This is a genomic window from Planococcus maritimus (assembly GCF_001687625.2).
GTDB lineage: Bacteria > Bacillota > Bacilli > Bacillales_A > Planococcaceae > Planococcus > Planococcus maritimus.
Map to the genome: position 1 here is coordinate 2,369,654 of NZ_CP016538.2, position 13,097 is coordinate 2,382,750.

15 protein-coding genes are annotated in these 13,097 nt (G+C 42.4%); 5 read left to right on the plus strand and 10 right to left on the minus strand.

From position 1 onward, the window contains the following. Positions 1-143: 143 nt before the first annotated feature. Together BBI11_RS11870 and BBI11_RS11875 are read right to left on the minus strand one after the other, a co-directional pair. Positions 144-632 (minus strand): GNAT family N-acetyltransferase, encoded by a 489-nt coding sequence (locus tag BBI11_RS11870; RefSeq protein WP_068463600.1) that lies wholly within the window; start codon positions 630-632, stop codon positions 144-146. A gap of 272 nt (positions 633-904) precedes the next feature. Continuing rightward, on the minus strand, positions 905-1,423 hold the full coding sequence (locus BBI11_RS11875; protein WP_068463602.1) for a helix-turn-helix domain-containing protein: 519 nt from the start codon (positions 1,421-1,423) through the stop codon (positions 905-907). A 201-nt stretch (positions 1,424-1,624) separates the two neighbouring features. Here BBI11_RS11875 and BBI11_RS11880 point away from each other — a divergent pair, with 201 nt between their 5' ends. The 4 genes from BBI11_RS11880 to BBI11_RS11895 all read left to right on the plus strand — a co-directional run bounded on the left by BBI11_RS11880 (position 1,625) and on the right by BBI11_RS11895 (position 4,249). Further along, positions 1,625-1,873 (plus strand): PLDc N-terminal domain-containing protein, encoded by a 249-nt coding sequence (locus BBI11_RS11880; RefSeq protein WP_068463604.1) that lies wholly within the window; start codon positions 1,625-1,627, stop codon positions 1,871-1,873. Then, positions 1,851-2,741: an ABC transporter ATP-binding protein gene (locus BBI11_RS11885; RefSeq protein WP_068463606.1), complete on the plus strand. Its 891-nt coding sequence runs from the start codon at positions 1,851-1,853 to the stop codon at positions 2,739-2,741. Before BBI11_RS11880 ends, BBI11_RS11885 begins: the two co-directional genes overlap by 23 nt. Further along, entirely contained in the window at positions 2,738-3,505 is a 768-nt protein-coding gene (locus tag BBI11_RS11890; RefSeq protein WP_068463608.1) for an ABC transporter permease, read from the plus strand. Before BBI11_RS11885 ends, BBI11_RS11890 begins: the two co-directional genes overlap by 4 nt. Before the next feature lie 384 nt (positions 3,506-3,889). Beyond that, on the plus strand, positions 3,890-4,249 hold the full coding sequence (locus BBI11_RS11895; RefSeq protein ID WP_068463610.1) for a hypothetical protein: 360 nt from the start codon (positions 3,890-3,892) through the stop codon (positions 4,247-4,249). A 186-nt stretch (positions 4,250-4,435) separates the two neighbouring features. Here BBI11_RS11895 and BBI11_RS11900 read toward each other — a convergent pair whose 3' ends face one another. Then, positions 4,436-4,681, minus strand: coding sequence for a hypothetical protein (locus BBI11_RS11900; RefSeq protein ID WP_068463612.1), 246 nt, complete (start codon positions 4,679-4,681; stop codon positions 4,436-4,438). Between the two features lie 286 nt (positions 4,682-4,967). Between BBI11_RS11900 and BBI11_RS16680 the strand changes: the two genes are divergently transcribed. Beyond that, on the plus strand, positions 4,968-5,102 hold the full coding sequence (locus tag BBI11_RS16680; RefSeq protein WP_257785550.1) for a hypothetical protein: 135 nt from the start codon (positions 4,968-4,970) through the stop codon (positions 5,100-5,102). 400 nt (positions 5,103-5,502) lie between these two features. On the opposite strand, the gene BBI11_RS11910 is transcribed toward BBI11_RS16680, so the two are convergent. The 7 genes from BBI11_RS11910 to BBI11_RS11940 all read right to left on the minus strand — a co-directional run bounded on the left by BBI11_RS11910 (position 5,503) and on the right by BBI11_RS11940 (position 12,910). Next, complete coding sequence (locus BBI11_RS11910) at positions 5,503-5,754, minus strand: hypothetical protein (RefSeq protein ID WP_068463615.1); 252 nt, start codon at positions 5,752-5,754, stop codon at positions 5,503-5,505. 245 nt (positions 5,755-5,999) lie between these two features. Then, positions 6,000-6,200: a hypothetical protein gene (locus tag BBI11_RS11915; protein WP_068463616.1), complete on the minus strand. Its 201-nt coding sequence runs from the start codon at positions 6,198-6,200 to the stop codon at positions 6,000-6,002. Between the two features lie 369 nt (positions 6,201-6,569). Beyond that, positions 6,570-6,929: a rhodanese-like domain-containing protein gene (locus tag BBI11_RS11920; RefSeq protein WP_083389090.1), complete on the minus strand. Its 360-nt coding sequence runs from the start codon at positions 6,927-6,929 to the stop codon at positions 6,570-6,572. Between the two features lie 68 nt (positions 6,930-6,997). Next, on the minus strand, positions 6,998-7,240 hold the full coding sequence (locus BBI11_RS11925; RefSeq protein WP_068463618.1) for a hypothetical protein: 243 nt from the start codon (positions 7,238-7,240) through the stop codon (positions 6,998-7,000). 108 nt (positions 7,241-7,348) lie between these two features. Then, complete coding sequence (locus tag BBI11_RS11930; RefSeq protein ID WP_083389092.1) at positions 7,349-11,479, minus strand: tetratricopeptide repeat protein; 4,131 nt, start codon at positions 11,477-11,479, stop codon at positions 7,349-7,351. A gap of 60 nt (positions 11,480-11,539) precedes the next feature. Next, a complete protein-coding gene (locus tag BBI11_RS11935) occupies positions 11,540-11,746 on the minus strand; it encodes a hypothetical protein (RefSeq protein ID WP_068463620.1) in 207 nt (68 codons plus the stop codon). 198 nt (positions 11,747-11,944) lie between these two features. Beyond that, positions 11,945-12,910, minus strand: coding sequence for a N(5)-(carboxyethyl)ornithine synthase (locus BBI11_RS11940; RefSeq protein WP_083389150.1), 966 nt, complete (start codon positions 12,908-12,910; stop codon positions 11,945-11,947). Positions 12,911-13,097 lie beyond the last annotated feature (187 nt).

Genomic DNA, 13,097 nt, shown 5'->3' on the forward strand with positions numbered 1-13,097 from the left:
AAATCGAAAGACGAAAAAATAGTCAACAAACAGGAAAGGGGAAATGACGTGCTACAAACAGCCTCTTCTCTCCCTTTCTATTTATACAGCTTCCGATAATCTGATGATATGTAAACCTATTCTTCCCTGTTATTTCATTAAGTTTATTTTAACGATTTAATAGAATAAATAGCTTGCTCGGCTCCGAACCTAAAAGTTGTTTGTTCTAATTTCATACCTAGTCTCTCTAGGAGTCTGCAAGAAGCTTCGTTTGCGGTTTGGGTTTCGGCAAGTATTGTTGAAAGATGTAACTCATTTAAAGCAAAGTTAATTATTAAAGTAATTACTTCTCTAGCATAACCTTTCCCCCACCAATACGGTAAAAATTGATATGAAACCTCTTGATAAACTTCATCGTGGTGAAGGTCAAGAGAAACTAAACCAATAAAACTCTCTGTATATTTTTCTCTCACAACCCAATAGTAAGAGTCTTGGCTGGAGTTAAGCATTTCTTCGACTATTACTCGAATTGAATCTTTCTGACGGATTCCGCCTAGAAATTTTCTAACTTCCTGATTTCCATATATTTTTTCAACATCGATAAAATCCGATTCTTGAAGAGAATTAACTGTACACCTATCTGTCTCAAACAAGCTATGACCTCTCCCTTCTTACCTCTTCATATTCAATACTCCATAAATATTGTTCCAGCTCTTTTGGAAAATTTTAGTATATAAAAGTATCTAGTTACAATAATATCAGAATTCAAAATCTATAAGGATTTATATTTTTAAAGCGTTCGTAAAAGTCCACTTTCCCAGACATAAAGAAAGAGAAAAAGCTTTTTGCAGCTTCTTCTCTCTCGTTAAAGTGCCAGATGTTTTATAAATTAAAATAAGGAAATTTATCTTTTTCCAATAGAGACTTATGGAATGATTACCATCGAAATCGTACGTTCTGTGCCTTCATTTAAACTTTTCATATTGTAGTACTTTTCCATTAATGTACTTAATTCCGATTGAAACTCGCTCAATGAATCATCCGTTAAATTCATTTTCACTAGTGAAAATGTTGATTGATCCTGAGATTGATTTATGCCGAGACTTTCGTGGTAGTTTTTATAACCTTGCAAAATGTACATGAAGAAGTAAGTAACAAATCTTATTTTTTCATTGTATGTGGCAGACTGCCATTCTTCTTCACTAATTTTATATGCTTGCGTATTTAAGGCATATAATTTCTCTTCAACTTTACCGCTGCGATTTAGGCCAACATTTTTTAACAAGTCGTCCTCTACCATTGAATTTACGTGCCGATATAACGTCGCTTGTGATACTTCTTTCAGCAATTTATTGAGTTCCAAAATGGATAAACCTTCATCTCTATCTATTAATTCCAAAGCGATTTTAAACCTAACTTGATTTTTAAATAAATCGAATTCCATATAATCTCATCCCCTATTTTCTACGTACTTAGTTAGCTAGTATATATTCTTTTGAGTCATTTACCAACTGACTAAATGCGTCTGCTTTATCCCAAAGAGCTTTTGCGTTAATACGATTGTTAGGATACAAGGTGATTTATCAGTTGACTTATATATTATCATTATTGATAATGATAATATATAAGTAGGAAGGAGATAGATATGAATACGGATATTACAGCATTACTTGAAATTGAATGGTCTACAATACTTCCTTTTTTAATGCCTGTTGTCATTTTAAATATATCGCTTATTGGAGTTGCTTTATACGATTGGGTCAAAAGGAAGGATTTGATCGCCACACCCTATAGTTGGTTGATGGCCATTCTATTGGTCCAATCGTTGGGACCAATTTTGTATTTAGTCATTGGAAGGAAGGTCATTCGAAATGATTACAGTCAAAAATCTTGATAAGACCATTAATAAACGAAAAATTTTAAGCGATATCTCCTTTTCAATTTCTAGGGGGGAATGCGTAGGTTTGTTAGGGCCGAATGGGGCAGGCAAAACGATACTTATTAAATGCATGACTGGAATTTTGCGGTACGAAAAAGGAGACATTCAGTTCAATTCGGTCCCCATTGCACAACATAAGAAGAACATTGGCTATCTGTCACAACATACAGATTTCAAGTCGTGGATGACCTGCGAGGAATCACTGCAGTTCTTTGGAAAGTTATCAGGGCTCGACGATGATTTTTTAAAAGAGCATATTTCGGTCGTTTTAGAAGAAGTCGGGCTAAAAAACAAAAGAAATTATAAAGTGGAACAATTATCCGGTGGAATGAAACAGCGTCTTGGGATTGCACAAGCCATTTTGCACCAACCCCAGTTATTAATCTTGGATGAACCGGTTTCTGCTTTAGACCCCATCGGTAGAAATGAAATGAAAAAGTTAATCACCCGATTAAAGAAGCGCACAACCATTATCATTTCGACGCATATTTTGGATGATGCCAGTGAATTTTGCGATCGATACCTCATTTTAAAAAACGGACTGATTGTTGGAAACATAAACGCTGAATCTTCGAAATCAGACCGGAAAAGAATACTGGTGACAGTTGACAATTCACCCCTACCAATCGCGAATTTTTTCAGTCCAGGTTTTAAGAAAGTTGAATGGATATCAAAGAACACTCTTCTGTTAACGGGAGTTGAAGAACTGGACTTGCAGAACGTAGTCAACGATTTTGCCCATACAGATCTTAAGATTACTTCCATCGCGTTTTATGAAAAAGGGTTAGAAGAAATTTTTCTAGAGATGGTGTCGGACACATGACAAAATTTTATACATTAGCGCGCACGGAACTCGTAGAAGCCATGAAAGAATTTAAGTTCATCTGGTTAACGCTGTTTTTCGTCATTCTCGGTATAACTCAACCTTTGATTAATAAATACATGGAAGTCATTCTCAAAAATGTAGGTGGAACCGATGGCATCACAATCGATCCAAACAGACCGGTTCCCTCCTCTGCCGAAGTGCTTCTGTCCACAATTTCCGGTCAGTTCAATCAAATCGGTCTTATCATTTTAATTATTAGTTTTATGGGGCTGATTGCAGCTGACCGCAACAGTGGCATGCAAGATTTTATTTTAACCCGGCCCGTTTCACTTCAGTCCTACCTCTTATCCAAACTGGCAAGCCATTGGATGATTAGTATGTTTAGTATCTCCATCGGTGCGGTGGTTTCTTATCTCTACACCGTGCTATTATTCGGGACTTTCTCTTTTTCAAGCTTTCTTTTCTTCCTGATTTTATACAGCTTTTGGATTCTATATGTGGTGAGTTTAGCCATTTTGATTAGTACGTTCGTTAAGAGCCCCATACTCATTACAGTCGCAACCATTCTCGTATCCATGGCTTGTATCCTACTTAAAGGATTCAATCACCTTGTATTTCAGCTTTCACCAGGTGGCATTTTAAACTTGGCTGAGCAACAATTACTGTCGATTCAAGACTTGAATTACTTCAGTATCGGAACTTGTTTCTTTTTTATTTCATGCAATATTTCCTTGGCCTACCTGAAAATAAAAAACTCATAAGAAGTAAGTTCAAATGAATAGAGGGAGGGGATGCGATTTGACCAATTTCCTCTCTCTTTTTATTTACGTAGCTTCCGATAAGCTGCGATATGTAAAGCTACATCTTTTGAAATTCAGGTTTTAAAACCTTACAGAACTGCATTCTGAATGTATCATTTTTCCTGATGAAATTAGTTCGGAATAATTCTCTGGTGAAACCAGTAGAATCAAGGTTTTGAGTGTAACTTAATTACCATTAAGTTACATTCAAATCCCCTCAAATAAAATTATTTCAAATGACTGTTCTGGCTTCAACCTTATTTGAAAATTTTACCACTTATGTTATTTTAAATAGATAATAGCTTAAAACACATCAAACTATTGAACCCAGAGGAGATCAAAACTATGAAAGTTTTTAAAACCGCAACACTAATAACCGCGTTATCCTCCTTAATTTTGAATAATGTATCTGCGGAATCAGTTAGCCTGGAAAAAGAGCGAGAGGCTATCGAAATTGATGTTTTAACCGAAGGTAGCGCAGCAGAAGCTGAGAAACTTGCACAGCAAGTTTCGGAAGACATGAAGAATCAACCGGACAGAGTACAATTCGCCTTGCCACTTGAAGAAGAACAAAAGGTTATCGAAATTGATATCTTGACTGAAGGTAGTAAAGAGGAATCTGAGAAACTCGCACAGCAAGTTTCAGAGGACATGAAGGAAAATCCGGAAAAAGTTCAATTTGCCTTGCCACTTGACGAAAAGTAAATAAATTAAAATCAGAAAAAGTCGTATCAATTTGATACGGCTTTTTTTCTGATTTTTGCTAATGAATCGATATTTTTTTGATCTAATGCCCCAGGGATAGACAGCATCTGAATAATCAAAGAAGCACCTATCGTCATTAGTGTATCGACGATAAGTGCTCAGAATACGGAACTTACCTAAAGGAATTTAAGAAGTTTGTTGTTTATTCTTCTTTTGAATCCAGTTAATTAAGTAAAATGCTAATACAACAACCAAGGTGATCACTAAAGAATAACTAACTGTTTTTAAAAAGTAGTCAGAATCGCTCAATAGTGCTGGTGAACTCATTCCATTCACATCAGTGGTCATTATTGTTCGATCTCCTAGCCAAAAGAGTAGGATAAATGTGATTAAAAAAGAACCTCCAGCAACTTTCCATACTTTTTCTTTCATCGTAAAACTCCTAACAATACAGACGTATATCCAAATTGTACCATATTAGAAAAGTAGATAAATGGCTAATCGGTTTCAGTCAAGCTAACAAAAGAACTGCCCTTTTATGTGGAGTTCTTTTTCCTGTATAAACAACAATTTGAATGTAACTTAATTCACAATAAGTTACATTCACAACCAATTATAAATACTAAATGATTTAGAGATCCTGTTTGATAATTACCCCCCAAAGGTGTACCCATAATAAGTAATTAAAAAAATTATAATGTAAAGCCCACTAAACAGAATGGTAAACAAAGGAACTATTTTTGTTCCTTTTTTTTCGCTGACGACTCCGGCTATTCCAAAAATCAACCCCAAAGGCGCAACAAAAGGGCTCATATACAACAAAATAATTATCGACCAAAGACCATTTATATAAAGCATCACCACAATTAAAAGGGATAGAATGACGAAGATTAACAACATAACTAAAGAAATTTTGCCTAGTAGAGTTCGAGGCATCAAACCACCCCTTTTTATTTACTTCCTAACGATTCTGAATGTAACTTAACTGCACTTAAGATACATTCACTTCCTTAAGAAATTTCCATATTTCTTTTGGATTTTAACGAGTTTATTGAGCCAGTATAAAGCAATCCACGGCAGAATAAATTTAGTGATCCATGCAACTATATTTGGAAAAAAACCGATCGAATTAATGCAGATTACTGGTCATAGCACCCATAATGGAGCAATTACTGATATCAAGTACTCCAATTGGTTCATCCTTTCTAAGCAACTTCTAGCATCTGAATGTAACTTAATTCATAATATGTTAGCTACTTATGAATGGCGTGCTGAGCTTTGTGATTATCTTCTTCTTTTACATAAATCTCGTATTGTGCATTCTCACTTTGATTAAGGTTGCTATTGTTTAGATTACTAATCGCATTTTGGCTTCTCTTAATTACCGTTTCATAGGATATTCCATTCTCTTTAAGTTTATAGACTGCTTCATAATAATTTTTACTTCCAAAAGTAGTATGCACTAAATATTTATATTTTGAAAAAAGTATTCTAAACAGACCCAATGCTTAATACCTCCTTGTAAAATTTCCTGTTTTCATTTTGAGAGTGAATGTAACTTAACTGGACTTGAGTTACATTCACTCTTAAACGCTCTCTACATTTAGATTAACATTAATTCCCATAACATGCAGATGGAATAATCCCTTTTACGTAAATGGATAAAACCGTTCGTAAAAGTACACTTTTATACATGAAGAAGTGAGAGAAGGTAGGTTTAATTTGCTTCTTCTCTCACTTTGAGTACTCTTTATTTTTTAGTATATATATGATAAACGGTGCTAAATCCACTTCCTCCTCCATATCCCCCACCAAAATTTAAACCCTTTGTTTTAAAATCAATTCCACTGTCTCTAAGTTCTTCTAACATAGAGAAATGTTGATCTACATTAGCCGTTGTGTGATACAATTCCCATCTCGTAAAGAAGACTCTCTTTAAGAATTTAAGCATCGCTTACTCCTCCTTTGGAGTTCTATAAAAACAATCATTTTGTTTTATGAAATGGAACTACCATAAAATTCCTTAACTTAAGTTTAACAAAAATTCTTACTATTTAACATCGTAAACAAACTTAGGTGAAGTACAACCGTTCGTAAAAGTACACATTCACGAACGCTTTGGAAATAACTAAAACCAGTTGAAAAGAACGTTCGTAAACGTGTCAAAACACTTTACGAACGTTCACTAATTTACATATACTTTTATGAACGATTTTCAGGTATTAATGAGAGGAAATGATCATATATAGGAGTGAATGAATAAGGTGTTTTCTGTGAGATAAACCTAAGATCTAATAAAAGGGCCGCCTATTGGCAGCTCTTACTCCACTTCGCCTTCCCAGGACGACATGCCTTCCGATACATTCACTAGCTCATATCCGGCGTCCTGTAAAATCGCGCTCGCTTCTTTGGAACGGTTGCCTGATTGGCAAATGATTACATATGGTTGGTCTTTCGACAAGCCGGAAAATTCCTCTTCTCGAAGCGTGCTGAGCGGTTTGTTTTCCGCTCCGATAATATGCGCCTCTTCGTACTCATATGGCTCTCGTACATCAAGCACCATGTAGCCCGCTTCTTGCTTCGCTGCCACTTCTTCAATGGCGATCGTTTCGTATTCGCCATTGCCGCACGCTGCAAGTACCAGCATAGCCAGCATCAATAAGCTTATTAGTCTTTTCATGGCACGTCTTCCTTTCCTGTCTTATTGCTCTTCATTAGCTCAAAAAAACACCTGAACAATACTACTGTTCAGGCGTTGACTTTAGGTGTCTCTGGGTGCAAATAGCTGTCTATGAACTGCGTCGCTTCGTCGAGCGTCGTGTACTCCCAGCTCATGCCTATGGCCATATCGCGAATGATCAATCCCCCGCTGTTTGGCTCACACTGAACGATAAGCGTTTTGCCGTCATCGGAATTGAAGGTCTGGGTGATGCGCACACCGCGGTATTCGAGAAGCGTAGATAAAAATGTGCGGATACTCTCTAACTTCATACGGAACGCCCCCTTCAGGTTTGTGGTCCGTGGCTTGTAATCCGTGCAGCTTTATTCTACTTCACATTATCATATTCAGAATAGTTGCACGAGAGACTTTTCTCCTCTTTATGGACTAGTCAGCTCCACAATAAATGTAGCGAATAGGTCCTCTTCCACTGCCATCTCCCAAATCGCGGAAGCCTCTTCTGTTTCGAGTAGTTCCTTTAGAATTGCCTTTGCGGCAAAAGGCTGATGCCGTGCAGCTTGTGCGCGCGCCATCTCATACTGTGCCGGCGCAAAGCCCGGCATGTCCTCGAGCAAGGGTTGAAGCAACTCTTTCGCCCGCTGTCCGTGGCGTTTTGTCGAATAGCTCGCTGCCCGTGTGAGGATCAACCATTCCGCGTAATGCATTTCTTCGGGTAAACTGTCTTCGAGTTCGATGCGTTTGTCGCAATCCAACGATTCTAAGGCATTCCATTTACGAATATAAAGGTCTGGATTGAACGGCTCCAGTACAATGGCAGCATCCAATTTTTCGAGTGCTCCCGGAATATCCTCTGTAATTTCCAAAGCTTCACTCCACCACGCTAATAGTTCTGCGTCCAGCGGCATCGTTTCCTCGTATGCCCTAAAGCGCTTCATGAGCTTTTCGTATTGTTTCGGGCTGCCGTTCGCTTCTGCCAATTGAAGTTCCGCAAACATCAGCATGCGCTGCGCTTCTCCTGGCGTCCTTGTTTTGGCGTAAGGTTTTAATTCCTCGACTGCTTCTTTCGCCATATCGCGGTTCAAATAAAATTGCGCCAGCTGGATGGCTGCGTCTTCGCTATCCGGCGCTAGCTTGGCTGCGGTTTCGCACAGCGTGATGATGGCGCTCGCGAACATCATGCGCTTGCTGTGGTGGCGTATGCGCTTGATAATGCCGCTTGGCGGTTCTTCTTCCAGCTGTTCGAGCCGGTTCATCAATTGCTCTGCCGCCAGTACATATGCATCAGCCTGGGCGTCCGGAGAGAGCCACTTCTGCAAATTTCGTTTAAGGAATGGGATTTTCCCGAGCGCTTCGAGTGTCAGCACGTACTCGCTGTATAATTCTTCCTCTTCTGGCGTCAGTATAAGCAATTCTTTGAGATGATCCAAGGCCCGTTTATGCTGGCCTTGTCGATTCAAAAATTGCATGTATTGGAAACGCGACGGGAACGCGTTCGGTTCTTGACTTGCTTGCAAAAACAAAGTCTCTGCTTGATCGAAGTCGCCCGCAGCTTCACAGACATGGGCCCGTGCAGCATACGACCACTCAGCTGGCACTTGGTCTTCGATCCGGTCGAGCAAGCGGCTCAATTTTTCAATATCGGACGGGCTTGCGGCAAACTGTACCAAGTCCGGCAGTACAGCAGACAAAGGTTCCGCAGCGATAAAATCGAGTGCCGCAGCAAAAGCTTTCGGCACATTTCCAGATTCTCGGTAGCTGCGCACCAAGCCACCAAGCGCCGGTGCATAGCCCGCTTCCTGATCAGCCGCTCGCTCGTATAATACCGCAGCGCGTTCTGTGTCCCCAACCGCTTCGGCAAGTTGCCCTTGCTTGACGAGTGCCAGCGGAAAATTCCCGGCGGCCTCATACAGATGCTTGGCAAACCGTGAATTGCCCGCCAGTTCGTGGAGTTCTGCTTCCAAACAAAGAATATATGGATTTCCGCTCTTGCGCAACTCTTTCAATCCGCCAATAACGCGGTGACGCAAACTTGGCACCTCCCCTAACTCACTATAACGTTCAGCGAGCATAAACAGGTCTTCCCCCTCAACAAGCTCAAAGCCGTCTTCAATGATTGTCATCGCTTCACCGGCAGATATAGGATCTTCTGATTGTTCCAGAATCAAATCAGCGGAACGCAAGCGATAGCCGGCATCCGCTTGTGCCAATCTCTGTTTCAATAAAGCCAGCGCTTCTGCATTCCGCTGTTGGCCGTATAAGGCGTGTGCAATGTGAACGGGAGTGAACAGATCTTTAGGATCAAGTTCATACGCCCGCCGGTAAGCTGATTCCGCCGTTTTGAAATCTTGCTGCTCGATGGCGATATGGCCCAGGTAAACGTGAAAAATGTCTTGATCCTGCTCATTTTCCAAGCCTTTCTCGATAATCTTTTGCGCTTCTTGCCAGTTCTCGTTCTCCATGAACAGCTCCGCCATGCGCAAATACGCAAATGGCTGCTGCGCGTCCAAGGCGAGTGCACGACGGTAATCTTCCAGTGCTTTCTCTGTTTGATCGAGCGCTTGCTGACAGCGGCCCATTTCGTAGAAGAAATAGCCATCGTCTGGATGCTGCTCGCTTAATTTTGCAAAACGGCGGTAGGCCTGTTCGACCGCTCCGTATTCGTATTGGATAAGGGCGTGCGTAATTTGGGCGTACAGATCTTCCGGCAATTGCCCGGTCGCGATTTGCGACCATTTATAGGCCTGGAAAATGCGCCCGCCTTCTAAATAACAGCGAGCCAAATGGCTATAAGCGAGTGGCTGGTAATGATCGAGTTCAATCGAGCGTTTCAGTAACGGCATCGCTTGTTCGACTTTGCCTTCATTCATGAAAATGGCCGCTCGCAAAAACAAGGCATACGGGCTTTTCGCATGGGCAGGCTCTTTTAAGGCAGCTAGCGCTTTACGGCCTTGGTCTTTTTGGAAATACAGATGAGCTTCCAGTAATTCCAGCTCAGCGTCATGTGCCCCAAAGTCTGCCCGCAGCTCGGCTAGCCAGCGTTCGTGCCATTCGAGGGACTGGCCGGCAAGTGCCATCGTCAAACCGATGACTGCTGCGTAGCGCTGGTCTTTATGGCGCTCCAAAAATTCCACAAACGGCGTTTCGTTAATTGGTTCGACATCCAGCAGTTCGTAGATTTTCGTGAAAAAGCGATGGTCTGCCTCATTCAAGCTCTCAAGCAAATCGAGTCGGTCATCATCCACAAACGCTAGGCTCAACGAATCGGTCATGCGGAACTCTTTTTGCACTTCATTATACGCCACCAAATACGGCCCTAAATCATTCGGATCTTGAATGACGAGCGCTTGTAGACGGTCGTCATATCCAATCACCACTTGCACATGCGCGCTGTTTTCGATCATCATGCTGAGCAAAATCGGGATGCCTGCATCGATGAAGGTTTTATACTGGTCGATTGTGCCTTTAAAATAACGCGCCGAAAAGCCGAGCGATTCCATATACGTCACTGTTGTCTGTAATTTCGAACCGGTCACATCAAAGACGTGCGCCGCGATATCGTCTTGCGTCTGTGATTGCCCGAACGCTTGCAAAATGAGCGCTAACGAAGCCGGGACGCAATAATTGAGCTTCTGCACTTCAGGCGTCAACGACAGTTTTTTATGCACTCCATTCGGGTTGATTTCCGTTTTTGTGTACAAGCTGTCTTTCAAATCGCGCGGATGCTGGGCAATCCAGACGGTTAACTCATCGAAACGTTCCAATTCATACAAGCAATGAGCCGATAGATGGATGAATAGCTTTTTGCGTGAATGGTATGGATTCCGTTTGATCGCCGCTTCCATTTCTGTCAGGCTTTGTTCGTAACGCCCCAGCTGATGCAGCCTGCTGACCTGTTCTGTGCGAAACGCATGGACGTTCGGAAATTCATCGGCAGCACGCATCAATAATTCAAGCGAACGCTCCGGTGCCCCGCGCATCGCCAAGAGATCTGCATAAAGCAAGCGGATGCTCGTGCTCCACCGGCTCTTTGTGTCCGGCAACGCCTCGACAAGTATGTTTTCCGCGCCGTCCCAGTCTCCGCTGTGAATCGCAAAAAACGCTTGCTGGTCCGGGCGTGCCCCGCCGAGCTCTTCGATGCGTGCCAATTGCTCAGCCGCTTCCGGGATGCGGTTCAACTGGCAATAGACTTTCATCAATAAATGATGCGCATGGACCAATTCCATGTCTTCATAAGCATCCGCATGTATACCTTGCAATCGCGCCAATATCTTTTCTTCCGCTTCCAAGCTGCGGCCATTTTCCATAAAGCGCACGCAATGCCATGCATAAGAACGCAAAGTGCCAAAACGTTTGTAACTCGCTGTTGCTAGCAAGTTGCTATAGCCATACAAATCCGACTCATCGGCCATGCGGATCAAGCGGTAAAATTCCTCTTCATTTGGAATGGCCGCCAAAAATTCCTTTGCCGCCCGCAACGATTTCTTTTCCCATAACTCTCCAATGACCCGGACCAAATCATCCGCCGTCTCGATGTGAACAGTCGCCATCATGTCTCTCTATCCCCTTTGAATTTCTTCTATATAAAATAGTCGAATCTATTAGCCATATTGTTAAATCACATCACGAGATCGCGGCGTTTGCTTGTTGACGATTTCGGCTTTCGCGATTTTCTCATGGAGTGTGCTCAATAAATACAAGCCCCTGAACAGGCAGCCGAATAAAATCCCAAAAGCCAGGATGCCCCCGACTAGCGGCCCCAACACGAATAAAAAGTATCCCAATAGGCAACTGAAAAGTATAGACCAAAGTAACTTCATGCCATTCCTCCCTAAGCTCTATGCCACGAACTGGACATTTTCCACGACTCGTCAGAAATCTATTTCTCGGTCAGCGATAGATCAATTAACTTATTATATAGCGGCTGTAATTAGGTCGCAATAACTATTTTATGAGCTCTGGATATAATAAAATCCGCCCTGGTCGATGAGACCGGAGCGGATGCTGAAATTCTTCTATTAGGAGACCGTCAATCCTCGCGCTTGGCGGAATTCGGTGATGCGCTGGTCTTTGATGATGCCTTTTTCGATGACGATGGCGTTTTGGACCATTTCGGAAATATGGCCATCAAGCAACTCATCCAGCATCGGCGCAAAACCGGTGCTAAGCACTTTGGTGATGGTGTGCGGGAACATCGCCGGCGTGTTGTCTACGGCATAATGGACAACGCCGTCTATTGTATAGACCGGGTTGTCGATCGTCGTCGGTGTCGACGTCTCGATCTCAAGTTCCGGGTCGCAGCTGACGTCGATAATCATCGCGCCTTTTTTCAAGCGCTTCAAATCTTCGCGATAGATGATGCGGTCAGTACGTGTCGTGTCCCACATGATGCAATTGACGAGCACATCATAATCGACCATCTTCTCGCGGAACAAAGCCTCAGAGCGGCGGCCGTAAACGTCCACTTCTGCACCGAGTCCATGAAGGATGCGCATCGCGCCTTTCGCCGTATGGCCGTTTCCGAGAATCGCGACACGCGTCTCATACGGCATCTTGCCACAATGCTGATACGCCTGAAGCACTGCCGCTTCCCCGGCCACTTCGCGGTTGCGATAGAAAATATAACGCCCGCCTTCGAATAACTCTTCCCAAGCAACGACCGTATGCTTGCCAGCGATGGCGCCATCCGTGAACTTCACATCCTGGATCGCATGCGCCCAACCGATCAACAACTTGCCTTCTTCCAATTGATCGAAATAATCCGCAAAGCCCAATTTCACATCGACAATCGCATCACAAGACAAGACCTCATCACGCGTGGAAATGTTAACGCCCATCGCACGATAATCCTCATCCGGCAAGCCGAGCACATCGCCGTAGCCCTGCTCAAAATACAAACGCTCCGGATGTGCCACCTGCTTCAAATCTGCCGGCAAAATCGCCCGCCGCTTCTCGTTATTCTTACGGCTAATTACAAAACCCATCGTCTTCAAAATTCATTCCTCCATTTTCTCTCGGCACAGCCGTTAAATCCATAGTAGCATGAAACCCCTTTCAACGGTGAGTTTATTATGTCCCTGTGCACCACACAATTCGCGCAGCAAGATACGCGGTCTGGCGGCATTTCACTGCTTTTACGTCCCTGTGCATCACACAATTCTGTCGGCCGAA

What these genes read in the sequence shown, in the direction of transcription:
- BBI11_RS11875 (WP_068463602.1), bottom strand. Translation starts at nt 1,423, where the DNA reads ATGGAATTCGATTTATTTAAAAATCAAGTTAGGTTTAAAATCGCTTTG.
- BBI11_RS11940 (WP_083389150.1), bottom strand. Translation starts at nt 12,910, where the DNA reads ATGGGTTTTGTAATTAGCCGTAAGAATAACGAGAAGCGGCGGGCGATT.
- BBI11_RS11900 (WP_068463612.1), bottom strand. Translation starts at nt 4,681, where the DNA reads ATGAAAGAAAAAGTATGGAAAGTTGCTGGAGGTTCTTTTTTAATCACA.
- BBI11_RS11880 (WP_068463604.1), top strand. Translation starts at nt 1,625, where the DNA reads ATGAATACGGATATTACAGCATTACTTGAAATTGAATGGTCTACAATA.
- BBI11_RS11920 (WP_083389090.1), bottom strand. Translation starts at nt 6,929, where the DNA reads ATGAAAAGACTAATAAGCTTATTGATGCTGGCTATGCTGGTACTTGCA.
- BBI11_RS11885 (WP_068463606.1), top strand. Translation starts at nt 1,851, where the DNA reads ATGATTACAGTCAAAAATCTTGATAAGACCATTAATAAACGAAAAATT.
- BBI11_RS11895 (WP_068463610.1), top strand. Translation starts at nt 3,890, where the DNA reads ATGAAAGTTTTTAAAACCGCAACACTAATAACCGCGTTATCCTCCTTA.
- BBI11_RS11935 (WP_068463620.1), bottom strand. Translation starts at nt 11,746, where the DNA reads ATGAAGTTACTTTGGTCTATACTTTTCAGTTGCCTATTGGGATACTTT.
- BBI11_RS11915 (WP_068463616.1), bottom strand. Translation starts at nt 6,200, where the DNA reads ATGCTTAAATTCTTAAAGAGAGTCTTCTTTACGAGATGGGAATTGTAT.
- BBI11_RS11930 (WP_083389092.1), bottom strand. Translation starts at nt 11,479, where the DNA reads ATGATGGCGACTGTTCACATCGAGACGGCGGATGATTTGGTCCGGGTC.
- BBI11_RS16680 (WP_257785550.1), top strand. Translation starts at nt 4,968, where the DNA reads ATGGTAAACAAAGGAACTATTTTTGTTCCTTTTTTTTCGCTGACGACT.
- BBI11_RS11925 (WP_068463618.1), bottom strand. Translation starts at nt 7,240, where the DNA reads ATGAAGTTAGAGAGTATCCGCACATTTTTATCTACGCTTCTCGAATAC.
- BBI11_RS11890 (WP_068463608.1), top strand. Translation starts at nt 2,738, where the DNA reads ATGACAAAATTTTATACATTAGCGCGCACGGAACTCGTAGAAGCCATG.